Consider the following 26,994-nt stretch of genomic DNA (forward strand, 5'->3'; position numbering starts at 1 on the left):
AAAGTAGGATTACACAAACTCAAATCCACTAAACTTTTCCTGAATCTCATCGAAAGCAGCAAATACATCTACAGAATGATCACTGGTAACCATTTTCATGCGGTATTCTTTAAAGTGTGGAATCCCTTTAAAGTAGTTGGTGTAATGTCTTCGGGTTTCAAAAACACCCAATTTTTCTCCTTTCCAATCAATCGCCATTTCCAGATGTCTGCGTGCAGCAATTACTCTTTCTTCTATGGTTGGAGGAGGTAGATGTTCTCCAGTTTCAAAAAAGTGTTTTACTTCTTTAAAAAACCATGGATATCCAATACTGGCACGGCCAATCATAGCACCATCCAGTCCATATTGATCACGCATTTCCATAGCGCGTTCAGGACTATCTACATCACCATTACCAAAAACAGGAATGTGCATTCTAGGATTGTTCTTAACCTCTGCAATAGGTTTCCAATCGGCATTTCCTTTATACATCTGTGCTCGTGTTCTACCGTGAATAGCAATAGCTTTTGCTCCCACATCTTGTATCCTTTCGGCAACTTCTACAATTTTTATGGAGTCGTGATCCCAACCTAATCTGGTTTTAACGGTTACTGGCAACTTCGTATGTTCTACCATAGCTTTGGTAAGAGAAACCATTAAACCTATATCCTTAAGAATACCCGCTCCAGCACCTTTGCTTACTACTTTTTTAACCGGACAACCAAAATTTATATCTATAATATCGGGTCCAGATGCTTCTACAATCTCTACAGATTTAAGCATAGAATCTAGGTTCGCTCCAAAAATCTGGATTCCTACCGGACGCTCCTTTTCATAAATATCTAACTTCATCACACTTTTTGCCGCATCCCGAATCAACCCTTCACTGGATATAAATTCTGTATATACAACATCAGCTCCTTGTTCTTTGCACAATGCACGAAAAGGTGGATCACTCACATCTTCCATAGGTGCTAATAGTAATGGAAATTCTCCTACATCTATGTCTCCAATCTTTGCCACAATCTCTCTCTTTGTTAGATTATTTATTATTTAAATATGAAGCAAAAGTACGAATTATAAGGAATCTTCACGTTCTAAAGCTAGATAGGTCTAAAAATGATTAGATAGATGATATAAACCTTTTAAAATCGATTATATTTGCAAGTCATTACAGTAGTGGAAACTGCGTGAGGGATTGTAGAGGAAATCCCGCAGCCTGACGAAGGAAGTGCGAAGAATTGAAACGAAAAGCCCGACCCGCCTAAGGTGGGTCACGCCCCAAAAACTAATTGAAGAGATAGCATGAAAAATATAAGAAACTTTTGCATTATTGCGCATATTGATCACGGTAAGAGTACATTGGCGGATAGGCTTTTGGATTTCACAGGATCTGTTACAGCTCGTGAAGCTCAGGCACAATTATTAGATAGTATGGATCTGGAGCGGGAGCGTGGGATTACCATTAAGAGTCACGCAATCCAGATGGAGTATACGTATAAAGGCGAAGAATATATCCTTAATCTTATTGATACGCCAGGACACGTAGATTTCTCTTATGAAGTTTCTCGTTCTATTGCTGCTTGCGAAGGTGCTTTGCTGATCGTTGATGCTGCTCAAAGTATTCAGGCGCAGACAATCTCTAACTTATATTTAGCTTTAGAAAATGATCTGGAGATTATTCCGGTATTAAATAAAGTGGATTTGCCAAGTGCAAATCCCGAAGAAGTAACTGACGATATTGTAGATTTGTTAGGGTGTGATCCTGAAGAGGTAATTCCTGCCAGTGCCAAAACAGGTATTGGGATTGAAGAAATTCTTGCTGCTATTATAGAGAGAATTCCTCCTCCAGAAGGGAATCCGGATGAACCATTACAAGCTCTAATTTTTGATTCGGTTTATAATTCTTTTAGAGGTGTAGAAACCTATTTTAAAGTTGTGAATGGTGAAATCAAAAAAGGTCAGCAGATTAAGTTTGTGGCAACTGGAAAAGACTATTCTGCCGATGAGGTAGGAACATTAAAATTGAATCAAGTTGTTAAAAAATCTATCAAAACGGGAGATGTTGGGTATTTAATTACAGGTATTAAAGATGCTCGTGAAGTAAAAGTAGGAGATACTATTACGGATGCAAAAACACCTACCCAAAATGCTATTGCAGGTTTTGAAGATGTAAAACCTATGGTTTTTGCGGGGATTTATCCAGTAGATACTGAGGATTATGAAGAACTTAGAGCTTCTATGGAAAAACTACAACTTAATGATGCTTCATTGGTATTCGTACCAGAGAGTTCCGCGGCTCTAGGATTTGGTTTTCGATGTGGTTTCTTGGGAATGTTACATATGGAAATCATCCAGGAACGACTGGAGCGTGAGTTTAATATGACAGTGATTACTACAGTACCTAATGTATCATATCATGCATTTACCAACAAAAATCCAGATGATATTATCATTGTTAATAATCCAACTGATTTACCAGACCCTTCTTCTATGAATCGTGTAGAAGAACCTTATATAAAAGCTTCAATAATAACAAAATCAGATTTTGTAGGATCTGTAATGTCGCTGTGTATTGAGAAACGTGGTGAGATTACCAATCAGACTTACTTGACAACTGAACGTGTAGAACTTACCTTTGATATGCCACTGGCAGAGATTGTTTTTGATTTTTATGATCGACTTAAAACAGTGTCCAAAGGATATGCTTCATTTGATTATGTACCTATTGGGATGCGTGAATCAAAACTGGTAAAAGTAGATATGTTGCTTAATGGTAATATAGTAGATGCATTATCTGCACTGTTACATAAGGATAACGCTTATGGTATTGGTAAAAAAATCTGTGAAAAATTAAAAGAGTTAATTCCACGTCAGCAATTCGATATTCCGATCCAGGCTGCCATTGGAGCAAAGTTTATCGCTCGAGAAACTGTAAAAGCATTACGTAAGGATGTTACTGCCAAATGTTATGGTGGTGATATTTCACGTAAGCGTAAATTACTGGAAAAGCAGAAAAAGGGTAAAAAACGAATGCGTCAGGTTGGTAATGTAGAAATCCCTCAGGAAGCTTTTATGGCAGTACTAAAGCTGAATGATTAATCCAAGACTCTACAATCGTTAAGACGTAGTTAAGTTTTTGGTTAAGTGTTAGTTAGTTTCTTATATTTAGGTAATTATATATCAGTTAAATTCCCTAACTATGAGAAAACTCATTATCTTACTTTTATTAGTACCTTTTCTATCAATTTCTCAAAATATTAAGGGAGTTGTATTAGATACACAAAATGGAAAAGCTTTAGGCGGTGTAAACGTCTATGTGAAAAATCAGAAAAGAGGTACGGTCACTAATGTTAAAGGTAAGTTTACTTTACCATTTACCGATGTGAATAAGGATACTATTTATTTTTCTTATCTAGGTTATAAAACAAAAGAAGTTCCATACTCTGATATCAATAAAAAGAGATTAACGGTTTATCTTACACCAAACCCTGAAGAGCTTAGCAAGGTTGAAATTTATGCAGATAGGAAGTTAAAACCAGTGGTGAAGTTTGAAGCTCTTTCTGATATGAAAGAAACTCTTTATGCATTTGGTTCTGTCTTGGTTGATAATAAAATTTATGTTCAAGGAGGTGATTTTTCTTCAAATGTAAAGTCTCAAATCCAAGCAATAGATGTTGATCCTAGTTTGACACATCCAACTACTCCTTTTTCAGAGTTTTTAAGAAAATCTTTTTTCCGAAGTAGAAACTGGCAAGGTTATAAGGGAGACCTTATGATTTATGATATCGATTCTGATACTTGGAATACATCTCGCATAGATTTTAGAAAAAGGGCGTATCATAATATTCATTTTTATAACAATAAAATATATGCATTAGGAGGAAAGCAATTATCAGTTGGCAGAAAGTATGAATATCTTGATTCTAAAATTGAAGTTTTTGATCTTAATGATAACAAAGTTTCTGTAGATCATACCAATCCCCATGAAGCAGCTGATTTCGCTTCTTTTTTATATGATAGTCGTCTAATTGTTATGGGAGGGTCTGTTAAAATTAAGAGAAATGGGAAGAAGATATATTCGGATAAAATTCATACTTATAATTTGAATACTGGACTCTGGTATGAATTAGGTAATATTCCTTTCTTAAATGAAATACGTGGAGCACTGGTAAATGATAAAATATTTACGATTGAAATTTCTGATGATAATATGCCCGCGAAGTTACACACGTTCAATCTGACTAATGGTAAATGGAAAAATATAGGAATTTTATCAAAGAATATTAAGAACCCTGCTATTGCAAGTATGGATCACATGATTTACTTTTTTGAAGATGGTAAGCTCTATACGTTAGATACTAATACTAATACTTTTAATGAGTATTTAATTAACTTGTATTTACAAGGTTCTGAGATGTATTGTTATAAAGATAAACTTTTAATATTAGGAGGGTATGAAGAAAGCAGAATCTCTAAAATGCCTTCTTCTGGATTGTTTAGTATTGATTTAAATCAAATTGATAAAACAAGAATCAATTTGTATAGTCAACTATAATTTTTTTAAGAAAAAACCTACAAAACAAAATAAAAAACAAGTTAAAATACATTTTTTAAAGACAAAACGTATCTGTTAGCTATATTTTTTTATATTTGCACCATAAAGAAACAACTATAACATCATTAGCTATGCAGAATTTTTTTACAAAGCAACCGATATACGTTTACTTTTTTATTATTTCTATTGTATTGGCCTGCATTTCATAATAATTACAGATTCAATTCTGTAAATAGCTGCTTCATAGTACAAAACTTCTGAATTAAATAAGGTTTGTTTTTTTTGCTTCGATCATCTTAGCTAACATATATTCTACACCATTTTCATCATTACTTTTAGTACTATAATTTGCTGCTGCTTTGACATTAGGATGGGCATTTTGCATAGCAAAACTGTATGTTGCCTGTGACATCATCTCCAGATCATTGTTATAATCCCCAAAAACCATTGTTTCTTCGGTAGAGATATTTAGACTTTTCTGAAGATTATGAAGTGCGTGACCTTTATTGGCATTGTTGTGGGATAAATCCAACCAGACTTTACCAGAAACTTTTACTTTTAATCTATTTTCTAAATGTTTTAGCGCTGGATATAAATATTTTTCGGAGCCTTTCTCATTGCATATAGCAATTTTTAGATATTGGTCATCTATTACCTGTGATAAATCTTTGACCACTTCGTACCTGCCATAGAATTCATCTAGCATATTTTCGAATTCTTTGCCATAATCTTCTATATATGCCTTTTTACGACCACATAATATTACCTGCGAGCCTTTTAAATCTTTAGTGATTTCTAATAATTCCAAATAGGTTTGACGATCAATTTCTGTAGTTTGTAATTCTTCGTCTTTATGCATGGTTAACGCTCCATTTTCCGCAATAACAATCATATCATCTTTAATAGCGTCTAGTTTGTGTACAATACTATAATATTGTCTTCCACTGGCAGCTACGAAGGTAACCCCTAAATTCTTTAGTTCATCAAATAAATAAAAGAAGGATTGACTTACTTCTCCTTTAGAATTAAGAAGGGTGCCATCCATATCGGTAGCTACAAGTTTTATTTGGGATAAATCCATATGATCAAAAATTTAAACAGTAAAGGTATTGGAGTTAAAAAGAATACAGTCTATTATTAATATAAAATTTGTATTAAATTGCTTTTAGAATTTTATAAAAATGAAATTTTTCCAAAAAGAAATAAAACTTCAACCTTATTCCAGAGGTTTCCATTTGATTACAGATAAGGTGCTTTCTGAAGTTTCAGAGATTAGTCAGATTGAGATCGGACAACTACAAGTGTTTATTAAGCATACTTCTGCTAGTCTAACCATTAACGAAAATGCAGATCCAACTGTGAGACAGGATTTCGAAAGTCATATAAATAGCATGGTTCCTGAAAATGCACCATATTATGTACATACTTATGAAGGTCCCGATGATATGCCTGCGCATATTAAAGCTTCGTTAATGGGTACTTCTGTTCAAATACCGATTACCCATGGAAAACTTAATCTAGGAATTTGGCAAGGGATTTATCTATGTGAACATAGAAATTATGGAGGTTCTAGAAAACTCGTATTAACAGCTTTTGGTTCTTAAAACCAGTTTGCCCAAGGGATTCTTGATAACATTAATAACCAGGCTATTGTATAAAAAATTGCCAACATTTTAAACTTTGGAGTTGAGGTTAGCTTCTTTTTATGCTTAGAATATCCAACAGTAATAAAAACTACAGTTAAGATCATTACAGTAGGATGTTCTACATTATACAATCTTAATAAAGGATCTTTCATGATTTCACCTACTCCAATACCTTCAGTAAACCAAACAATAGTAGGGGAAACAAAGAATATAATAATTCCTATTAAGAGCTGAAGATGTGTAACAATTAAACAGAAAAGTGATATTCTGAAATCTTTAGGAGCATACTCTTTTTTAGTAAAAAAACCGATTAATGCATTGATCGTTGCGAGGGTTACAATAAGAACAACTAGATATGCCCAATAAGAGTGAACGATTTGTATAGCTTCGTACATAATAATGTGTTTAGTTTATCCAAAGGTAAACATAATGTATAAAAAAACCTCGCTCAATTTGAGCGAGGTTTTTTATTTTGAAAATGTGTTTTATTAAAACTTATAACTTAAACTAGCATTCCAAGTTCTTCCAATTCCTAAGAAATAACCGAAAGAGTCTAATTGATTAATGTAAGAAGAATTAAATAAATTCTTTACATTTCCTCTAAATGTAAGTTTGTCGTCACCAAAGTAAAACTTATAAGTAAGACCTATATCTACAAGGTCATATGATGGTAGTCTTGGTGCTTGGAAAACCTCTCCATCAATTGAAGCTTGTACAACATCTTCTGGATCAACAAAACCATAAAGATCAGCATATATATTATAATCAGCATCTATAGATAGGTTATCGAAGATGTCAAAATATCCACTTAATCCAAATGATGTCTGAGGAGCGTTACCAACTTTAGTTCCTGTTAATTCGATTTCTCCTGTTTCAATAATAGTTGCAGTATCATTGTTCGCAAGTGTAAAAGGAGAGTTTCCTTCGAATTTCCAGTTACCGATTGAACCATATCCTTTTAATCTCCATTTCCCACCATCTGGACGGTATTCGAAATCGAATTCTACACCTTGGTGAATTTGCCCAACACTTGTCAATCTATAAGTACTAAAATCACCATTAGCTAGTTCTGGACCTGCAGTACTTAGGAAACGATTCGCCCATTCAGTTCTGTATACGTCAACATTTAATGCAAAGTTGCTACCTCTATAACGATATCCTGCTTCGAATCCAGTAATCTCTTCATTATCAACTTCCGGATCTACTAGTTCGTTAGAATTTCTGATGTCTACAAATACATTATCTAAGAATGGTTGACGAGAGAAAAACCCTGCATTACCATATATCGAGTGCTGTTCAGTAAGATTGTAAGAAGCTCCTCCTTTTAAGTTGTATCCAACTTTGTTTAGTTTTTCAGAGTCACCTAAACCTTCACCTCGTCCAATAAAGCGACCTTCTCTTTGGTAAGATTGAGTAGATACTGCTGCTTGAGCGAATATAGAAAACTTATCAGTAGCATATTCTGCCTGACCAAATCCTCCTAAATAATTGATATTCTCAGAATAATCGAATTGTGTACGATTTGCCTCATCAGCAAAATCAAAAAGAGCTGACCAAGGATCTGCTGCATACTCTTCAGTAAATACATAATCGTCAGGTCTATCAGTTCTAAAGTTGTCTAAGAAACCACTAAGTCCTAATAAATCATTTACTTGTCTAAAGTGATCACCTCTATATAATCTTCCATCAAACCCAACGTTGAATGTCCAGTTTTCTTCTAATTCAATATTTAAATTAGAAAGTAATCCATACCAGTTATGATTATTAACAGAAGATCTTCGGATATAAGAATCTCCAAAGTTTCCAAATCCATTTGCATCCGCACTAGCGATATTATTTTCGACAATTCGATCAAAATCGATATTATCGTTATCATTGTCATTAACACGTACTCGACCTCTACCTAGGCCTCCAGTTCCACCTCCACGTCCCCATGAAGCATAAAGAACTGTAGATAAATCTAAAGCATCGTTAATATCGAAATCCCAGTTAAGATTGGCAACAGGTTTATGATAATAATTTCTTCTTTCTGTAAAACGCTCACCATTTAAGAAACCAGAGTTTCTATTGTGCTTTTCACCAAATTCTTCAAATACTTCTAAGTCTTGAGAGAAATTTTGCTCGTGCCATTGTGGAGCACCAGTTATCAATAGGTTAAATATATTTCTGTCATTAGGTTTATACCCTACAGAGAATAGATAATTTTGTCCTCCACCAGCAGTACCTTCTGAGTATTTTCTATGCGCTTGCCAGTGATCAACCAAAACTGAAAATGCCCATCCACTGTCATTCAGACCAGAGTTATAGCTAACTGTCGCTTTTCCATAACTATCATTACCACCTAATAATCTAACAAATCCACCTTGTTTCTGATCTGTAGTTTTAGAAATAATATTGATAGTACCACCCACAGATGAGATTGCTAATTTAGAAGAACCTAAACCACGCTGTACTTGTACTGCATTAGCGACATCAGACATCCCTGCCCAGTTTGACCAGAAAACTCTTCCATCTTCTGGGCTATTGATAGGTTGACCATTTAGTAATACTGCAGTATTTGTATTATCAAAACCTCTTAAGAAAATTTGACTATCACCAAATCCTCCTGCTTGATTAGATACGTATACCGAAGGAGTATTTTTGATAGTTTCTGTAAATTCTACATTACCCGCAGCTTTTAACTGAATATCTTCTCCTTTAATAGTAGATACTGCGATAGGAGTTTTTCTGTCCTCTGCTAAATCTACAACTCCCGTACCTACAATTACAATCTCTTCTAAAGAATTGTCTAATGCTAGCGTAATAATTCCTAAATCAACATCTCCATTGGTTACGTCATATGGAATATTTTTTGATCCAAAACCAACGTAAGAAATGTTTACTATTCCTTTTTGATTAGTAACTTTTAATGAGAACTTTCCATCAAAATCAGATGAAGTTCCATTATTAGTTCTTACTTCCAAAATATTTGCTCCAGGAAGTGGAGCATTCGATTCAGCATCATATACTGTTCCCGTTACTGTTCCTTGTGCAAACGTTCCTGAGACCGTTGCCAAAAGAATTACAATAAATAAAAATGTAATTTTTTTCATTATAATGAATTGAATTAATTGTTTGGCGCAAAAAAACAAATCTTTCCGCAATCTAAGATTATCTTAATGTTAAAATTTTTCACATAAAATTTTAACGGTTTTAAGGTAATCTTATTTTGTATTTAATTGATTTATAACAAATTGAAAATATTCAAAAGTTATTAACCAAAAAAAATCTAACTCAAATACTTTTTTAACAGTGTTTTTGTTGACGAATCATGGTCAGAAATCTGCGAATTATCGATTTCATTTAAAATTTTTGTAGCTAATTGCTTACCTAATTCTACACCCCATTGATCATAACTAAATATATTCCAGATGACCCCTTGAACAAAAATTCTTTGCTCATACATAGATACCAATGCTCCTAAATTTTTAGGAGTTAATTTGTTAATAAGTAAAGTAGTAGTTGGTTTATTACCCGTAAAGATTTTGAAAGGTATCAACTGTTTTAGTTTGTCTTCAGGAAGATTTTTGGATTTTAATTCTTCCAGCACTTCAGCTTCAGTTTTTCCGTTCATTAAGGCTTCAGTCTGTGCAAAGAAATTAGCCATTAATTTATCCTGATGATCTTTGTCTCCAAATAAGGAATGTTTAAAACCTATGAATTCTGCCGGAATAAGTTTTGTGCCTTGATGAATTAACTGAAAGAATGCATGCTGAGCATTTGTTCCCGGTTCTCCCCAGATAATAGTTCCTGTTTGATAATCAATAGGATTTCCATTACGATCCACACTTTTACCATTACTTTCCATGATGCCTTGCTGCAGATATGCTGGTAATCTATGAAGGTATTGAGAATATGGAATGATAGCTTCACTTTCAGCATCAAAGAAATTGTTATACCATACACTAAGCAATCCTAAAATAACAGGTATATTCTCTTCAAAACTAGCAGTCTTAAAATGTTCATCCATTTCATAAGCACCTTCTAATAAAGATTCAAAGTTTTTATAACCTACAGATAAGCTTATGGATAGTCCAACGGCGCTCCAAAGTGAAAAACGACCTCCAACCCAATCCCATAATGGGAAAATATTAGATGAATCAATACCAAATTTCGTTACATTGGGAATATTACTGGATACAGCAACAAAGTGTTTACCCACTGCTTCTAGAGAAGCCTGTTTGGTAAACCAAGTTCTGGCAGTAGTTGCATTAGATAATGTTTCTTGTGTAGAGAAAGTTTTTGAAACCACTACAAATAAGGTAGTTTCTGGATCAAGACCTTTTAAGTTTTGATGTACATGATCACCATCGACATTGGATATAAAATGAACATTTAAGTGGTTTTTATAATGTTCTAAAGACTCTGTGATCATAGCTGGTCCAAGATCAGAACCACCAATACCAATATTTACAATATCGGTGAAAGGTTTATTTGTATAGCCTTTTAATTCGCCTGATATCACCTTATCACAAAATGCTTCTATTTTGTTTTTTACAGCAGATACCTCAGGGACTACATTTTTTCCGTCTACATGAACTGTATTACTTGATGAGGTTCTAAGAGCTGTGTGCAATACTGCTCTTTCTTCTGTTTCGTTTATAATTTCACCTTCAAAATAACTTTGTATTGCTTTATCCAGTTGTACCTCTTTGGCCAGGTCTATTAAAAGTTTTTTGGTTGTTTCATCAATTCTATTTTTAGAATAATCTACATAAAAATCGTTCCAATCGATAGAAAGTATTTCTGCTCGATCGGGAGACTTTGCAAAAAGGTCTTTTAAATGAGAGTCTTTTATATTCTCAAAATGGTTTTGTAAAGCTTCCCAAGCTTTTGTGGTGGTGGGATTAATAGTTGGTAATGCCATTGGGTTATAAAATTTCTTGTTTTGGTTTGAATATAATACTGTCTAACTTTGTTTTCATAGGTTCTATATGCTTAAAATAAGCAGGTCTTAAACTATCATTTAGAGGCTTTGAGGCAGGCAAATCTTCTCTGAACGGATCTACTTCTTTACCATTTTTCCAGAAACGATAACATACATGAGGTCCGCTGGTATTTCCTGTCATCCCGATGTATCCAATAACATCTCCTTGTCTGACATATTCACCAACCTTTACTGCTCTTCTACTCATATGAAGGTATTGAGTGTCGTAAGTGGCATTGTGTCTAATTTTTACATATTTTCCGTTTCCACCTCTACGTTCTGATTTAGTAACGGTACCATCTGCAGTTGCTAATATGGGGGTTCCAACTGGAGCTGCAAAATCTGTTCCCCGATGTGGTCTTATTTTATTTCCATAATATCGTATTCTTCGCTTAAGATTATATCTCGAAGAAATTCTACTAAACTGAACAGGAGCTCTTAGAAAAGCTCTACGTAAATTGTTTGCGTCTTGATCAAAATAATCGGATGTACCATTAATAGTATCATCTTCGAATTTAAACGCATATATAGGTTTGCTTCGATGTTCAAAATACGAAGCTTTGATTTCGCCAATTCCTGCTGGTATGGTATCGTTTATGTACTTCTCTGTGTAAATAACTTTAAATTGATCTCCAGCCTGAAGTCTTGTAAAATCTATGGTCCAGGCATAAATATCTGCCATTTTATAGGCAACAAGAAAACTAAGATTCATATCATCAAACGTCTGGGATAGATTACTTTCTATGGTTCCAGAAGCTATTCTTTCTACTATTTTTACTGGTTTTGCACTTTTTCTGGCAATAATACTATCTCTAAAGTCTACAACTGTATAGTCGATAAGTCCATTTTGATAAACAAAAATCTGCGCTTGTTCTGTAGTGTCTTTGGACTTAAGAAGAGTATATGCTTTTCCTGCCATAATCCTGGCAACGTTAAAGGTGTCTTTGATTTTATTCGAAATTTCAAAAACTTTAGCCCTGGAAATACCGTGACTATCTAATATAGCTCCAAAACTATCACCTGGACGTACGGTGTCTCTAACTACCTTGAAGTTGTTAAGATTGAATCCAAATTCCTTAACAGTAGGTGGTTCTTTTATTTCTTCAATTACCTTAGGGGGAACTACTTCTACTTCTTTTTTTTCTTGCTGACATGAAATCAATACTACTGCTAAAAGTAGTATGTAACCTAAATTCTTCAACTGACTCTATTTTGTGGTATTAAATTGATGGGTAACCCATTGTTGTCCCCAATTTTCTTTTTCTTCTGCGCTCCAAAGATCAGGAAAAAATATAATCCTTTGAAAACTAGGGGGTAAAAACTTTTTCCAGTTGGTTCCTCCGGTGGCCAATACTTGACCCTTATCTCTATTGAGATACCTGTAGGCGGCACCCATATGCATTAATAACCAATTAATATTCACATTGGTGTCAAAAGTACGTAATGCATTAATAAGCTGCACATTATTTTGTTCTTTTTCTGGAAGTTCCAGATATCTGTGATAAATTGTACTTTGTTTTACCTGATGAGCAATACGCATCATTCTTGGTGTATAACGATATTCGAATTGTTTTAGTGTTAATGTTTTTTCACCAGTCTTGATATCAGTTGCACCGGATTTCCAATATAAGTGTTCGTATACTTCTTCTAATGGGTCTTCTTCAGAAAATTGACTTCTTTCTTTGCTGTTTACCAGGTTTGTTAAAGGAGTAGCATATATCTCTATCAATCTAAATTGTACTGATTGAAATCCACTAGCTGGTAATAATGACATTCTGTATTTTAGAAACTGCTCCGGATCCATTCCTTTGATCATAACATCAAAGGAGTCTATCAATACCCTAAAATATCTATTGATCCGGTCTAGTTTTTTTGTAAAGAACTCTGCAGTCTGTAATTTATCATCAATGATCTGTTTTAGCTCATGAATAATTAGCTTAAAATAAAGCTCCGTAATCTGATGATACATAATAAAAATTTCCTCATCAGGGAAATGTGTTCTTGGGATTTGTAGACTAAGTAAGGTGTCTAGATGTATATAATCCCAATAAGTTAGGTATCGGTCGTGTAGTAAACCATCTAGATAGGATCCCAGGTCTTGACCAGAATTTTTAAACTTTTTTTCGAGTTGCCTAATTTTTTCGGCAATCTCAGGTTTTATGGATTCGTCCATTAATCTATTACAATTTTAAGAGGATGTTTAAGTCCTTTATAGGCTATTAAATCGGCATTAATAGATCCTACAAGAATATCAGCTTTTATTCTAATAGGCATTCGATTATCATCATCACTTACCCAAACTGTCAAACTTTCCTCTTCTTTAAATACTCGTTCTGCTTGTACTATTGGGCGAAATTTTAAACAACGTATTTTATTACCATTCATTTTAACGGTTTCTCTTCCCAAAAAGCGTAATTTAAATAGATAATTCTCATTATCAAAAAACATGTTGACTAATTGCTCATCCCCCTCTTTTAGCGAAGATACATCAATATTATTTCTTAAATAATAAAATGAAGACATCATATCCTGGATGTTATCCTTGACAGTAAATGTTTCCTTTTTGTTGTATTTTTTATTGAATACTAAAGCTTTTTTGTTTTCATGATCAAAATTAATCTCAATATCTTTAGTGTGTCCTCCTTCATTAATCTTACGAATAAAACGATAAGGTTTGACTTCGTTTTTATCGACATATGTTTCGTAATAGTCCTCTACCTTAAAAAACATGCTAAGAACTCCTGAAGATTTCCCTGTACCCACAATATGATGTACAGGCATTCCGTTGAGTGTTTCATTCTTAACCTCTAAGGTAGCATAACTAGCTGTAAAAATTCCATAACGAATTTTGAATTTAAACCATTCTCCACTATTAAAAGAACTATGACTGTCTTGAGCAATGGTAGTAGTTGTAATAAAGATTAAGAATAAAAGAATATATCTTTTCATAACTGTTTTGGGTGTTGTTTTGTTTAACGGAAACACTTTCGTTAGCAATATTTACAATATCCATTCCAAAAATACTATATAATATAAACAGATAAAAATCAACAGTATTACTAAATTTTAAAAAAAGTAATAAAAAAAGAGAGCCACCACAGCTCTCTTTTACTTTTATTAACCAACTAAAAACTTAAATTATGAGAATAATTATTGTTTTTGGTATAAGCAGTAACCACTCCGCTTATAATACAAACATCCGCTTTTTTTGCATAATTATCAAACGAAAACGTTTTTTTATTATGATATTTAACAAAAATTTAGGCAGAAACAAATAATTTTTCAATAATCTCAATTTATTAACATATGTTGCTTTAATTTTTCAAGGCATTTATGTTATAAAGTTCCTCTTTGTTCTTGTTCTCTTTCTATTGCTTCGAAAAGTGCTTTAAAATTACCTTTCCCAAAAGATTGCGCGCCTTTTCTTTGTATTATTTCGAAAAACATAGTTGGACGATCTAAAATAGGTTTGGTAAAAATTTGTAAAAGATATCCTTCGTCATCACGGTCAATCAGAATTCCAAGCTCTTTTAAAGGTTCGAGATCTTCATCAATTTCTCCAACTCTATCTAATACAGTTTCGTAGTAGCTAGCAGGAACCGTTAGAAACTCTACTCCACGATTCTGAAGTGCTGTAACTGTTTCTATAATATTATCGGTAGCTAGTGCCATATGTTGTACACCTGCACCGTTATAAAAATCAATATATTCTTCGATCTGAGATTTTTTTCTTCCTTCAGCAGGTTCATTTATAGGAAATTTTATTCTACCATTACCGTTACTCATCACTTTACTCATTAATGCGGTATATTCTGTAGAAATATCCTTGTCATCAAAAGATACCAGTTGTGCAAAGCCCATGACCTTAGCATAAAATTCACACCACTTGTTCATTTCATTCCAGCCGACATTTCCAACCATGTGGTCAATATATTTTAACCCGGTAGATGCTGTTTTGTAGGGTTTGTTCCAAGGCATGTAACCAGGTAAGAATACTCCGTTATAATCTTTTCTTTCTACAAATACATGAACAGTTTCTCCGTAGGTATGTATACCAGAGAAAACAACTTTACCATCTTTATCTTCTTGTGTAGTTGGTTTCATATAAGACTCTGCACCACGCTTGGTAGTCTCTTCATAACTTTTTGTTGCATCATCTACCCAAAGGGCAACTACTTTTACACCGTCACCGTGTGCATTAATATGTTCATTGATTTCACCATCTGGTTGTAGAGGAGAAGTAAGAACCAACGTAATTTTATCTTGTCGTAACACATAAGAAACTCGATCCTTAAGACCCGTCTCTAATCCGGCATATGCAATGGGCTGGAATCCCCAAGCTGTTTGATAATAATAAGCAGCTTGTTTGGCATTACCTACATAGAGTTCTACATAATCAGTTCCTAAAAGTGGCAAGAAATCTTCTGCTTCTGGAATTATTTTTTCTAAATTCTGAGAGGTTATATTTGTTGACATAATATTTTAATTTGTTAATGTAAAAATTAGATAATAGATTCATTCTTCAATAAAATCTTCAAGATTTTCCGAATGAAACTTACCACATTGCTCTTAGATGAGCTGATATATCTTTTCTGTAATTTAACATTGATTCATATTTCTATATTATTAATCTAACCAAGATTTATGATACTCTTCGTCCGCTATTTTCATCGCTTCTTTGGTTACCATAAGCGGTTTAAAAGTGTCTACCATTACAGCTAGTTCATCTGTTTTGGTTTTACCAATGCTTCTTTCTACTGCACCTGGATGAGGTCCATGTGGAATCCCAGCTGGATGTAGAGAGATGTGACCTGCATCAATATCGTTTCTGCTCATAAAATCACCATCTACATAATACAGAACTTCATCACTATCGATATTACTATGATTGTAAGGTGCAGGAATACTCTCAGGGTGATAATCATATAATCTTGGGACAAATGAACATACTACAAATGCATCCGTTTCAAAAGTTTGATGCACTGGAGGAGGTTGATGTATTCTTCCTGTAATTGGTTCAAAATCATGAATAGAGAATGCATATGGAAAACTATATCCGTCATAACCTACTACATCAAAAGGATGTGTTGCATAGATCATATCAAAGATCTCATCTTGCTTTTTTACTTTAATTAAGAAATCTCCTTTTTCATCATTATTTTCTAACTCATAAGGCGCTCTTAGATCTCGTTCGCAAAAAGGTGAATGTTCCAGTAATTGTCCAAACCAGTTTCTATATCTTTTAGGTGTATAAATAGGTCTTCTGGATTCTACAATAAATAAACGATTATCGGTTGTGTCAAAATCCAATTTATAGATGGTACCTCTTGGAATTAAAATATAGTCTCCATATTTAAAATCCAAATTTCCCAAGTGGCTTCTGAATTTACCACTTCCGCGATGTACGAAAATTAATTCGTCTGCGTCAGTGTTTTTATAAAAGTAATCAGAAGTGGATTCCTGAGGAGCCGATAAAATAATACTTACATCACTATTGGTTAGTACATTTTTTCTACTCTGTAAATAATCTTTTTCTGGCGCTACTTTGAAACCATGAAGGCGATAGGATTTAATATTATTATTAATTGCAATTTCGGGAGCTACACTGTAGCTTCCTTTAATTTCTTTTACTTGAGTGGGACGATGGATGTGATATGAATTAGTAGACATCCCATCAAAACCAATAGTTCCGAATAATTGTTCGTAATATAGATTTCCGTCAGGTTTTCTGAATATCGTATGACGCTTAGGAGGTATTTTACCTAAAGAATGATAAAAAGGCATGATTTTTAAAGATTATGGTGTTAACTATTAGGTTTGAAAAAAAGTAATGAAATAGTAAACCCCTACCTTATTCCGGATTTCGCTTGATAAGGTAGTGTAGTAGCAATAATAAATTCTGCCAATACAAGCTCATAGTAACACAAATATCGGAAATATTTCGATCTTTTTGATAGTAAAACTTTTTAAAACCAAAAACCAACACTAAAAAACCATTCTCCTTCCTTTTGTTCTGGAGAATATGAATATTTTACTTGTATCGGGCCGGCAAAAGTTTCTAAACCATATCCCAAGGCATACCCAGAATATTCTGGGGATTCCAGCCATCCACCATTTTCGAATAATCTGTTGCCAACATTAGCATAGTTAGCCGCTAGATTGATGTGATTTTTTGGAAATATTTCATAATCTAAAGTAATAGCAGCTTTTGCAAAACTATCTCCTACAATACTTAAAAAATCATATCCATAAAAAGGAATGTTGTTATTGATCATTTTTGCACCAAAACCGCCGACAAAAAAATTAAGACTTCTTACATTCTGTTCTTCCCATCGGTTTCCTGCACTTAACCCCAGGTTTACTGAAGTTTTGTCAAAAATCTTAAAAGCATATCCAAAATCGGCCTTTGCAATAACAAAATTGCTATTTTCACTATTTGGGTTATCATCAAATAAATAATAATTAACATTTCCATCAAAGAAAAATCCGGAAGATGGGAAATATTTATTGTTATAACTATCAAATTTTAAATATGAAAAAGCACTCCAGTAATTACTATTATCAAAAACAACTCTGGGTAATTGATCTTCATCTTCTCCTATAGTTTCAGAAATAAGCCTGAATCTTCTATATTCTGCTCCGAGACCTAAAGAGAAGGTTTGATTCAATAAAGTTTCTAAATAGAACTGAGTCTTAAAATCTAAATAATCCAAATTAATCTTGTTGACTTCTATGTCAGGTAAACTAAAGTCTTCTCTCACCAGTTCATATTGTACATTTCTATTGAAACGATTAAGGCTGTTTTTTAAACCAATACTCCAATAAAAACCTTTGTCTATATAATAGTCAAGATTGTATCTGATATTGTCTCCTAATGCCACATCGAACGATAGAACATCATTATTAAAAAGAAAGCTTTTTTTAGTGAAATTAACCAATGCCGCGGTTTTATATAAATCATCATAATGAAGTGCCATACGCAATAACATTGTATTTTCTGACTCTTTAACGTTAAGAACCAGTTCTTTTCCAGATTCTTTATCTATTAACCGATGACTTACCCTATCAAAATTGCCGGTAGCAGATAAGTTATTAATTCCTTCATAGAGTTTTTTATAGGTAGTAGTTTTAGGATTTTTTAGTTTTAGCTTTAGTTTTCCTTTGATATAAGATCTTGTATATCTCTGATTTCCAGAAATAACTAAGCTATTGATAAGAAGTGTATCAGAGTTTTTAGGAATTTTAACGAGCGATTTTGAAGTTTTCTGACGTCTTTTTATTGCTCTCAATTTCTCATAATTAGCGAATGCTGCTTTTTCACCATTAGCAATAATTTTATCGGCTTGATCAAAAGATATTAATGAAAATTCCGAAATAGATGGTTTTATGTAAACATCAGTTTCTGGCATTTTGGTTTTCATAGCTTTAATCGTCCTGAAATTACTTATCTGTAACATGATGTTAGTTACAGAATTTAATTGATCTCTTGGCATTAAGCTATCTTGCACATCGATTCCGATTACTATTTCTGCTCCTTTTTTACGTATTTCCTCTATTGGATAATTGTTAGCAACACCTCCATCAGTCATTAGAATACCGTCTAATTCTATTGGACTAAAAATAGAAGGTAATGCACCACTTGCTGAGACGGCTTCAGGCAAGTATCCTTTATCTAATAAAATTTGTTCTCCAGTTGCTATATTGGTAGACATGCAGAAGAAAGGTATAGGAAGCTTGCTGAAATCATCAACTTCGTGTACATGTGAGGTTAATCGTGCAAATTCATTAAAAAAATTCTGTCCCTTAGATAGTCCTTGTGGGAGTCCTATTTTGAAATCATCAAAAGGAAGTGTAAGTGCATATTTTTCGGAATCTTCACGTTCATAAAAAGTTTTAGCTTTTCTTGGTAAATCATCCTGTATGAGTACATCAAAATCTACAGCCCTGAAAATAGAATCTAGTTCTTTTGCGGTATATCCTGATGCGTATAACGAGCCTACAATGGCTCCCATACTTGTTCCTCCTATATAATCTATCCTAATTCCAGCTTCTTCTATAATTTTTAGAGCGCCAATATGTGCCAATCCTTTAGCTCCACCACCACTTAGAACTAGCCCAACTTTAACATCTTGATCTTCTGAATTGCTTGGAGTTTCTAAGATATCCTTATCCTGAGAGAATAAGGTTTTGGACGCAAAAAGTACCACTAATACTAACAGTGTATTTAGAACTTTATTTGAGGTAGATTGCATAAGAAATTTATTCTTTTTTAGAAAGATAGTAATTATACACTTTGGTTGCGCGCGAATCTCCAACTACTTCAGTAAGTTCTTTTTTGGTTGCTTCACTAATTCGTTTTACCGACCTAAAATGTTTCAATAATTCTACCACTGTTTTTTCTCCTATTCCAGGAATTGTATCCAGCTCTGTGTCCAGAGCAGCTTTACTTCTTTTTTGTCTATGAAAAGTAATGCCAAAACGATGCGCTTCGTTTCTAAGATGTTGTATTACTTTTAGCGATTCTGATTTTTTATCTAAATATAGGGGTATTGAATCTCCAGGATAGTAGATTTCTTCTAATCTTTTAGCGATTCCTATAATAGTTATTTTTCCACGTAGATTAAGATCTTCTAAAGCTTTTAATCCAGAAGAAAGCTGACCTTTTCCACCATCTACAATTACCAATTGTGGTAATGGTTGTTCTTCATCCAATAATCGTTTATATCTGCGGTATACAACTTCTTCCATGGAGGCAAAGTCGTTTGCCCCTTCTACAGTTTTAATGTTGAATTTTCTATATTCTTTTTTACTTGGTTTACCATTTTTAAAAACCACGCAAGCTGCCACCGGATTAGTTCCTTGTATGTTAGAGTTGTCAAAGCACTCTATATGTATGGGCTCTTCTGGCAATCGCAGATCTTTTTTCATCTGAGCCATTAACCTCTTAATGTGTCTATCGGGGTCTATAATCTTAATCTGCTTAAATCGTTCCTGACGGAAGTATTTCGCATTTCGTAACGATAAGTCTACGATTTTCTTTTTATCTCCTAGTTGTGGAATTGTAATTTTTAAGTCTTCACCGACATCCACCTTAATCGGAACAAATATTTCTTTGGAGCTAGAACCGAATCGTTGTCGTAATTCTATAATTGCCAACTCTAATAATTCTTTATCTGTTTCCTCTAATTTCTTTTTAATTTCTGTGGTGTGTGATCGTATAATGGAACCATAAGAAAGCTGAAGAAAATTCACATAGCCATAAGATTCGTCTGAGATTATAGAGAAAACATCTACATTACTGATTTTAGGATTAACTACGGTAGATTTAGCCTGGTATTTCTCAAGAACTTCAATTTTTTCTTTTATTCGTTGTGCATCCTCAAACTCCATTTTTTCGGCATGATCTGCCATTTGTTTTCGAAATCTATTAAGGGAATCTTTAAAATTACCCTTCACTATTTGACGAATTGCTTCTATGTTTTGGCGATATTCTTCTTCTTCTTGATATCCTTCGCATCCTCCTTTACAATTGCCCAAATGATACTCAAGACACACCTTGTACTTTCCACTTTCTATTTTTTGTTGTGATAAATCATAATTACATGTTCTTAATTGGTATAAACCTTTAATAAGATCCAGCAGTGTATTTACCGTTTTGAAATTGGTATAAGGTCCAAAATATTCCGAACCATCTTTTATAAGATTTCGGGTAGGAAAAACCCTTGGAAAACGTTCTTTTTTTATACAAATCCAAGGATATGTTTTATCATCCTTAAGCATTACATTAAAACGAGGTTGATGCTTCTTTATAAGATTATTTTCCAGAAGTAATGCATCAGTTTCTGTTTCTACAACAATATGCTTTATAGTACTGATTTTTTTAACCAGTACTTTGGTTTTATAATTATCGTGACTTTTTGTAAAATAAGAGGTAACTCTTTTTTTAAGGTTTTTGGCTTTACCTACATAGAGTAGCTTGTCGTCTTTATCATAATATTGATAGACTCCAGGACCTGTTGGTAATGTTTTAAGTTGTATATCTAATGAGGGTTTCTGCATAATCTAAGTGTAAATTTAGTGCTTTACGTGAATTATTAAATACACTTAACTTGAATATTATGTTAAAAACAGAAAATGAATTTAACTATTAAAAAGTATTATAGTATAGAATGCATCGGGTTTTTTATTACTTTAGTAGTTATATTTTTAAAGATATTTTTTTGAAAGATCAAAAAAAAATAATTGGTAGAACTGACAAGGTGGATTTTCCACTTTTAGACTTACAGGGTATTGATGCAAAAGTCGATACAGGAGCTTATACTTCTTCAATACATTGTAAAGAAATAAAAGAGGTAGGTCAGATTTTAGAATGTCGATTTCTTGATCCTACTCATCTTGAATATAATGGTAAAAAATTCACTTTTAAAAACTACGATATTACTGCGGTTAAAAGCAGCAATGGCAAAGTAGAAGTTAGATACGCCATTAGAACAACAATTACTTTATTTAATCAAACTCACCCAATAACACTTACACTATCTTCTCGTGATGATATGCGCTTCCCTGTATTGATTGGTCGTAAGTTTCTAAGCGGAAAATTTTTAGTAGACCCTCAACTAGAAGATCAGTCGTATAATTTGAAATCCTAATGAACATAAAAATACTATCTCGCAGTGCGAGTTTATATTCTACAAACGCATTAGTTCAAGCAGCAATAAAACGTAATCATAATGTACAAGTGATAGATCCATTAAACTGTGATATTGTTATTGAAAAGAAAAAACCAGAAATTTTTTATAAAGGAAAAAAACTAGATCACGTTGATGCAGTGATTCCTAGAATTGGATCTTCGATTACATTTTATGGGACAGCAGTGGTAAGACAGTTTGAGATGATGAATGTTTTTACTACCATTCAATCTCAGGCACTTGTTAATTCTAGAGATAAGTTAAGAAGTCTTCAGATTTTGTCAAAAGCAGGGTTAGGATTGCCCAAAACAGTATTTACCAATTATTCAAAGGATGTCTCTGAAGTGATTTCACATGTTGACGGGGCTCCACTTATCATAAAATTACTAGAAGGTACACAAGGGTTAGGTGTGGTTTTAGCCGAGACCAAGACTGCTGCGGAGTCGGTATTGGAGGCTTTTAATGGATTACAAGCCAGAGTAATCGTTCAGGAATATGTAAAAGAAGCCAAAGGTGCTGATATTAGAGCTTTAGTGGTGGATGGTCAGGTTGTTGGAGCTATGAAAAGACAGGGTAAAGAAGGCGAGTTTCGGTCTAATTTACATAGAGGAGGTAGTGCGCAGATTATTGAATTATCTGAGGAAGAAGAAAATGCGGCGATAAAAGCTGCTAAATCCTTAAAATTAGGAGTAGCAGGAGTAGACATGCTACAAAGTGAAAGAGGACCACTTATTCTAGAAGTGAATTCATCTCCCGGTTTAGAAGGGATTCAGACAGCAACAGGAAAAGATATAGCAAAAACTATTATTCGGTATATCGAAAGAAGTGTGTAAAATTATATGATAAGAGAAAAAGAGAAAGATTTACTAAGTATTCTTGGAGAAGAGATTCCGCTAGGAACTAGTAAAACAATCAATTTTAATATTGCCAAATTGTATACTTCTACAAAAGTAGAAATTCCTATTATTATTGAACGATCCAAACAGCCTGGACCTACAGTATTAATTACAGCTGGAATTCACGGAGACGAAATTAATGGAGTAGAAGTGGTTCGTCAGATTATTTCAAAAAAAATTAATAAACCCGCTAAAGGAACAATTATCTGTATTCCTGTACTTAATGTATTTGGATTCTTGAGTATGAACCGATTTTTTCCTGATGGGAGAGATTTAAATAGGGTCTTCCCCGGAACCAAGAATGGTTCATTGGCTAGTCGATTTGCTCATCAGTTTGTTACTGAGATCTTACCAGTAGCAGATTTTTGTTTGGATTTTCATACTGGCGGAGCAAGTAGGTTTAATGCGCCTCATATTAGAGTCGATCCAGAGAATGAAAAACTTGTAGCTTTGGCTAAAGTATTTAACACATCATTTATTCTCTTGTCTAAAAAATTGGATGGATCATTTCGTGCAGCTTGTGCTAAAAAAGGAGTAGATATTTTGTTATTTGAAGGTGGAAAATCTCAGAACAGTAACAGAGATATTGCGGTAGAAGGTGTGTTGGGAACCATGAGGATATTGAATCATATGGAAATGCTGAAACCAGTGTTTACTGTACCAAGCAAAACAGAAAGTAGTATTGTTATTAAAAAAAGCTCCTGGATGCGAGCCAAATACAGTGGTCTATTACATATCAAAATTCCAATTGGGAAATACGTAGAGAAAGGTGAGATTCTTGCTACAATTACAGATCCTTATGGAAAAATGAGGCATGTTGTAAAAGCGACAAATACAGGATATATTATTAATGTGAATGAGGCTCCGATTGTGTATAAAGGAGATGCAATTTTTAGAATTACCACGCAACTAGGATCATAAAAGATGAATAAAAAAGAGCTTAGAAATAAGTATAAAGAAATGCGGTCCCGTTTTAGTGAAGAGGAGATTGATGATTTAAGCATGGATATTGCAAACAATTTATTGAAGATGTCAATCTGGGAGCAATCTTTTTATCATATTTTTTTATCGATCCAAAACAAAAAAGAAATTAATACGGAATTTATGCTTCATATTCTTCAAGGGAAGGATAAAAACATAGTGGTGTCTAAAAGTAATTTCGGAGATAACACTTTAGAGCATATATTACTAACGGATGGAACTATACTTAAGTTAAATTCCTGGGGTATTCCTGAACCCACAGATGGTATTCCAATTCCCGAATCTAAGATCGAGGTGGTGTTTGTTCCTTTATTAGCTTTTGATCAAAAAGGAAATCGTGTAGGTTATGGTAAAGGTTTTTATGATAAGTTTTTGGCTAAATGTAATCCGAAGACAATTAAAATTGGATTTTCTTTTTTTCCTCCAGAAAAAGATATCAAAGGAGTTTTACCAACTGATATTCGTCTTGATTATTGTGTAACACCGTTAAATGTATACACTTTTAACTAATTGCAGACAATTTTTATTAGTAAGCTCAGTTATACCGTCTTAAGATTTTAATTTTTACCCCACCATGCCCCATAATACAAAGAGTGTTTGCATCATCGATGATGACAATATGTACATTAATTTAGTTAGTAAAATTATAGAGCTAAAAAAATTATCAGAGAAAGTTATCGTATTTAATAACGGTAAAGAAGCGTTAGACTTTTTTATTAAATCTATAGAAAACACAGAGGAGAACATTGTTCCTCAAGTTATATTTCTTGACCTCAATATGCCCATTATGGATGGTTGGGGATTTCTAGAGGAATTCACAAAAATCAAGGATAAAATTAGCAAAAAAATAGATTTATATGTAGTAAGTTCTTCTATCGATTCTAGAGATATTGATAGAGCAAAATCTATCAAAGTAGTGTCTGATTATCTAACCAAACCGATTCATCTTGACGATTTTGAAAAGATTCTAGTCTAAAACTTCTGCTATTTCTTCTTTCTTAGGAAAGGCTCTTTTGTTAAAAACTAATAGTAAGAATACACCAATACTAATAGCAGAATCTGCAACATTAAATACAGGATCAAAGAAGGAGAAATGTTTTCCGCCCCAGAATGGAATCCATTCTGGTAAAATATCATCATAAAAAGTAAATTGGATCATATCCACAACCTTGCCATAAAAAACACTTTCATATCCACCACCTTCTGGCAGAAATTCAGCTATTTGAGTCATTGTACTTGCATTAAAAATAACACCATAAAATATTGAGTCTATAATATTTCCAAAAGCTCCTGCAAAAATTAAAGCAATACAAAATGTTAGTATTCTGGAACTGTTTTTACGAACAGAATCATATAACCAATATCCAATACCGGTAATCGCTACCAATCTAAATAATGTAAGTACTAGTTTTCCATAATTTCCAGGGAGTTCAAATCCCCAAGCCATTCCTTTGTTTTCTACAAATACAATTCGAAACCAACTAAAAACTGGTACTTCTTCGTGAAGTGTGAAGCTAGTTTTAATATATATTTTGGAAATCTGATCTATTAGCAGAACTAAGATTATAACTAAAATAGACTTCTTCAAGGACATAAATTTCTCTTATTTCATACAGTGACGGACAAAAATAGTGTTTTATTTTGTTTTGTAAACACTAATATTTCCTGTTATGGATTTTAATTCGATCTGATGTTGTCCTAAAATTTTTTCTACAGAAAGAATTCCAGATTTTGTCACAGAATTAATCGTTGCATTTTTAGTATAGACTATAATGTCTCCGTCCAAGGTATTAATCGTCGCGTTACCAATAAAATTATGCAATAAACAATCACCGGAGTTAAGTTCTACGAACAATGACTTCATTTTAGCATCTAGCTTCAGAGAAGCAATACGCGATGTAAGTGTTACTTTAAGATATTGAGGGAGTTGTATTTTTACCTTTAATACAATTACTTTATGAGCACTTAACTTATCATTATAGTTTTCTGAAAACGGTTGGATATCATCAAAAATTGTAAGAGTGTCATCTTTGCGTTTAGCATTAATTAATATATTATTTTGATACTCTCCTTCAGAGATAGCGCTGATTATGATTTTGTTTTCTGAGGTGTTTGTAATTTCTATCTGAAATGTGTTATCCAAAACCATCAAAACTTCGGTAAGATCGGTGGCACCAATACTTTTGTTAAAAGTAGATTGTGATTGAAGGAGTGCTGATAGCAATAGAAAAATAAATAAGGAAAAAAGCTTCTTCATATTTTCGAAGGTAACTTTTTTCCTTATTTTAATGTACATCGATGGTCTTAGAATTTTATTGATGAATTGTATTAATGTAAGTGTGATGTAAGATTTTAGTTATAAAAAGCCGTCAAATTGAGTGATTTTTCATAGTGAAACGGAGAAAAATTAGCCCGCCTGCCTCTGGAGGGTATCGAAATTAGGCTTTTGCTTGAAAATTTACTTGTCTTCGATAGTTCTGCTGAGCCTGTCGAAGTACAATCCCCTAAGGCGGATCACTCTGACCGACGTAAATTTTCTTATGTCGAACTCAAATTATATTATTGTTTCCTCAAAAAGATATTCCCGCTAACTGTCTTAAGATGTAAGTTACTCTTAACATTACCGAAGCTTCCTGTTACTTTGCTGCCAACCATTCTATTTTTTCCTTGATCAAATTCCATTTCTTTGTCAGAATAGATCAAGCCAGTAACAGTTTCTGCTAATAACTTTGATTGAGCAATATTAATATCTATATCACCACTAATAGTCTTTAGAGTTAATTCTCCACCATACTTTTTAATATCTATGTTTCCACTTATGATATCTATTTCTAGTTCTCCTTGGTAATTTTCTGAAGCTACGTTACCAGATATGCTTTTTACTCGTAGTTTTGTGTTTTTAGGAAGATATAGCGTATAGTTAGCGTCTATATCCATATTGTTGCAAGGTCCCCAATTGTTTTTGCGGTTAGATCCTTTTTCTTTTTTCCATTTATCAAATAAATCTCCATAACTAGATTCTATATCCAAAACAGAATCAGCGTTATCTATTTTTAGATCAAAATAATCGTCAAATTCTCCATCATTGATACTTACTTCGGCTTTAAGATAGACATCACTCTTGTCCCAGGTTTTGATGACAATATCTTCGGCAAATTTGAACTCTATATTAATTCGATCAGCAGAAGTACTGATTTCTTTTTCTATTACTTTTTGTGCGTTTAGCTGAAATGCTATACAACAGCATGCGATTAGGTTTACTAAAATTTTCATAATTTTT

23 protein-coding genes are annotated in these 26,994 nt (G+C 33.3%); 8 read left to right on the plus strand and 15 right to left on the minus strand.

What is annotated here, in order from left to right; genetic code table 11:
* Positions 1 to 9: 9 nt before the first annotated feature.
* Positions 10 to 1,002 (minus strand): tRNA dihydrouridine synthase DusB, encoded by a 993-nt coding sequence (gene dusB, locus Q0829_RS22730; RefSeq protein ID WP_298547244.1) that lies wholly within the window; start codon positions 1,000 to 1,002, stop codon positions 10 to 12.
* A 282-nt stretch (positions 1,003 to 1,284) separates the two neighbouring features.
* On the opposite strand from dusB, the gene lepA reads away from it, so the two are divergent.
* Together lepA and Q0829_RS22740 are read left to right on the plus strand one after the other, a co-directional pair.
* A complete protein-coding gene (gene lepA / locus Q0829_RS22735) occupies positions 1,285 to 3,081 on the plus strand; it encodes a translation elongation factor 4 (RefSeq protein ID WP_298547245.1) in 1,797 nt (598 codons plus the stop codon).
* 100 nt (positions 3,082 to 3,181) lie between these two features.
* Positions 3,182 to 4,537 (plus strand): carboxypeptidase-like regulatory domain-containing protein, encoded by a 1,356-nt coding sequence (locus Q0829_RS22740; RefSeq protein ID WP_298547246.1) that lies wholly within the window; start codon positions 3,182 to 3,184, stop codon positions 4,535 to 4,537.
* A 262-nt stretch (positions 4,538 to 4,799) separates the two neighbouring features.
* Here the strand turns inward: Q0829_RS22740 and Q0829_RS22745 are convergent, their stop codons facing one another.
* On the minus strand, positions 4,800 to 5,618 hold the full coding sequence (locus Q0829_RS22745; RefSeq protein WP_298547248.1) for an HAD family hydrolase: 819 nt from the start codon (positions 5,616 to 5,618) through the stop codon (positions 4,800 to 4,802).
* A gap of 100 nt (positions 5,619 to 5,718) precedes the next feature.
* On the opposite strand from Q0829_RS22745, the gene Q0829_RS22750 reads away from it, so the two are divergent.
* A complete protein-coding gene (locus tag Q0829_RS22750) occupies positions 5,719 to 6,141 on the plus strand; it encodes a secondary thiamine-phosphate synthase enzyme YjbQ (protein ID WP_298547249.1) in 423 nt (140 codons plus the stop codon).
* Here the strand turns inward: Q0829_RS22750 and Q0829_RS22755 are convergent.
* The 10 genes from Q0829_RS22755 to uvrC form a co-directional block, all read right to left on the minus strand.
* Positions 6,138 to 6,578, minus strand: coding sequence for a hypothetical protein (locus Q0829_RS22755; protein WP_298547250.1), 441 nt, complete (start codon positions 6,576 to 6,578; stop codon positions 6,138 to 6,140). The genes Q0829_RS22750 and Q0829_RS22755 overlap by 4 nt on opposite strands.
* Positions 6,579 to 6,671: 93 nt before the next feature.
* Positions 6,672 to 9,275 carry a TonB-dependent receptor gene (locus Q0829_RS22760; protein WP_298547251.1) on the minus strand — a complete coding sequence of 868 codons (2,604 nt, stop codon included), beginning with the start codon at positions 9,273 to 9,275 and terminating at the stop codon, positions 6,672 to 6,674.
* Positions 9,276 to 9,451: 176 nt separating this feature from the next.
* Complete coding sequence (pgi, locus tag Q0829_RS22765) at positions 9,452 to 11,089, minus strand: glucose-6-phosphate isomerase (protein ID WP_298547253.1); 1,638 nt, start codon at positions 11,087 to 11,089, stop codon at positions 9,452 to 9,454.
* 4 nt (positions 11,090 to 11,093) lie between these two features.
* Positions 11,094 to 12,350: a peptidoglycan DD-metalloendopeptidase family protein gene (locus Q0829_RS22770; protein WP_298547254.1), complete on the minus strand. Its 1,257-nt coding sequence runs from the start codon at positions 12,348 to 12,350 to the stop codon at positions 11,094 to 11,096.
* A 6-nt stretch (positions 12,351 to 12,356) separates the two neighbouring features.
* The gene (locus Q0829_RS22775) at positions 12,357 to 13,322 is read right to left on the minus strand and encodes a tryptophan 2,3-dioxygenase family protein (protein ID WP_298547255.1); all 966 of its coding nucleotides are present in this window, start codon (positions 13,320 to 13,322) and stop codon (positions 12,357 to 12,359) included.
* Positions 13,322 to 14,098: a DUF3108 domain-containing protein gene (locus Q0829_RS22780; protein ID WP_298547256.1), complete on the minus strand. Its 777-nt coding sequence runs from the start codon at positions 14,096 to 14,098 to the stop codon at positions 13,322 to 13,324. Before Q0829_RS22780 ends, Q0829_RS22775 begins: the two co-directional genes overlap by 1 nt.
* Positions 14,099 to 14,485: 387 nt before the next feature.
* Complete coding sequence (gene hppD, locus Q0829_RS22785; RefSeq protein WP_298547257.1) at positions 14,486 to 15,625, minus strand: 4-hydroxyphenylpyruvate dioxygenase; 1,140 nt, start codon at positions 15,623 to 15,625, stop codon at positions 14,486 to 14,488.
* Between the two features lie 150 nt (positions 15,626 to 15,775).
* The gene (locus Q0829_RS22790; protein ID WP_298547259.1) at positions 15,776 to 16,933 is read right to left on the minus strand and encodes a homogentisate 1,2-dioxygenase; all 1,158 of its coding nucleotides are present in this window, start codon (positions 16,931 to 16,933) and stop codon (positions 15,776 to 15,778) included.
* A gap of 182 nt (positions 16,934 to 17,115) precedes the next feature.
* On the minus strand, positions 17,116 to 19,401 hold the full coding sequence (locus Q0829_RS22795) for a patatin-like phospholipase family protein (protein ID WP_298547260.1): 2,286 nt from the start codon (positions 19,399 to 19,401) through the stop codon (positions 17,116 to 17,118).
* Between the two features lie 7 nt (positions 19,402 to 19,408).
* Positions 19,409 to 21,208 carry an excinuclease ABC subunit UvrC gene (gene uvrC / locus Q0829_RS22800; protein ID WP_298547261.1) on the minus strand — a complete coding sequence of 600 codons (1,800 nt, stop codon included), beginning with the start codon at positions 21,206 to 21,208 and terminating at the stop codon, positions 19,409 to 19,411.
* 200 nt (positions 21,209 to 21,408) lie between these two features.
* On the opposite strand from uvrC, the gene Q0829_RS22805 reads away from it, so the two are divergent.
* The 5 genes from Q0829_RS22805 (at position 21,409) to Q0829_RS22825 (ending at position 24,690) form a co-directional block, all read left to right on the plus strand.
* Positions 21,409 to 21,798: a RimK/LysX family protein gene (locus Q0829_RS22805; protein WP_298547264.1), complete on the plus strand. Its 390-nt coding sequence runs from the start codon at positions 21,409 to 21,411 to the stop codon at positions 21,796 to 21,798.
* Complete coding sequence (rimK, locus tag Q0829_RS22810) at positions 21,798 to 22,670, plus strand: 30S ribosomal protein S6--L-glutamate ligase (RefSeq protein ID WP_298547266.1); 873 nt, start codon at positions 21,798 to 21,800, stop codon at positions 22,668 to 22,670. Before Q0829_RS22805 ends, rimK begins: the two co-directional genes overlap by 1 nt.
* A gap of 6 nt (positions 22,671 to 22,676) precedes the next feature.
* Positions 22,677 to 23,654 (plus strand): succinylglutamate desuccinylase/aspartoacylase family protein, encoded by a 978-nt coding sequence (locus tag Q0829_RS22815; RefSeq protein ID WP_298547268.1) that lies wholly within the window; start codon positions 22,677 to 22,679, stop codon positions 23,652 to 23,654.
* A 3-nt stretch (positions 23,655 to 23,657) separates the two neighbouring features.
* A complete protein-coding gene (locus Q0829_RS22820) occupies positions 23,658 to 24,224 on the plus strand; it encodes a 5-formyltetrahydrofolate cyclo-ligase (protein ID WP_298547270.1) in 567 nt (188 codons plus the stop codon).
* A 64-nt stretch (positions 24,225 to 24,288) separates the two neighbouring features.
* On the plus strand, positions 24,289 to 24,690 hold the full coding sequence (locus Q0829_RS22825) for a response regulator (RefSeq protein ID WP_298547272.1): 402 nt from the start codon (positions 24,289 to 24,291) through the stop codon (positions 24,688 to 24,690).
* Here the strand turns inward: Q0829_RS22825 and Q0829_RS22830 are convergent.
* From Q0829_RS22830 to Q0829_RS22840, 3 genes are all read right to left on the minus strand, one after another.
* Positions 24,682 to 25,308 carry a lipoprotein signal peptidase gene (locus Q0829_RS22830; RefSeq protein WP_298547274.1) on the minus strand — a complete coding sequence of 209 codons (627 nt, stop codon included), beginning with the start codon at positions 25,306 to 25,308 and terminating at the stop codon, positions 24,682 to 24,684. The genes Q0829_RS22825 and Q0829_RS22830 overlap by 9 nt on opposite strands.
* 42 nt (positions 25,309 to 25,350) lie before the next feature.
* The gene (locus Q0829_RS22835; RefSeq protein WP_298547275.1) at positions 25,351 to 25,971 is read right to left on the minus strand and encodes a hypothetical protein; all 621 of its coding nucleotides are present in this window, start codon (positions 25,969 to 25,971) and stop codon (positions 25,351 to 25,353) included.
* Positions 25,972 to 26,273: 302 nt separating this feature from the next.
* Positions 26,274 to 26,987 (minus strand): DUF4097 family beta strand repeat-containing protein, encoded by a 714-nt coding sequence (locus Q0829_RS22840; protein ID WP_298547278.1) that lies wholly within the window; start codon positions 26,985 to 26,987, stop codon positions 26,274 to 26,276.
* Positions 26,988 to 26,994: the final 7 nt, after the last annotated feature.

The sequence above is a fragment of the uncultured Aquimarina sp. genome (genome assembly GCF_947492405.1).
Lineage (GTDB): Bacteria > Bacteroidota > Bacteroidia > Flavobacteriales > Flavobacteriaceae > Aquimarina.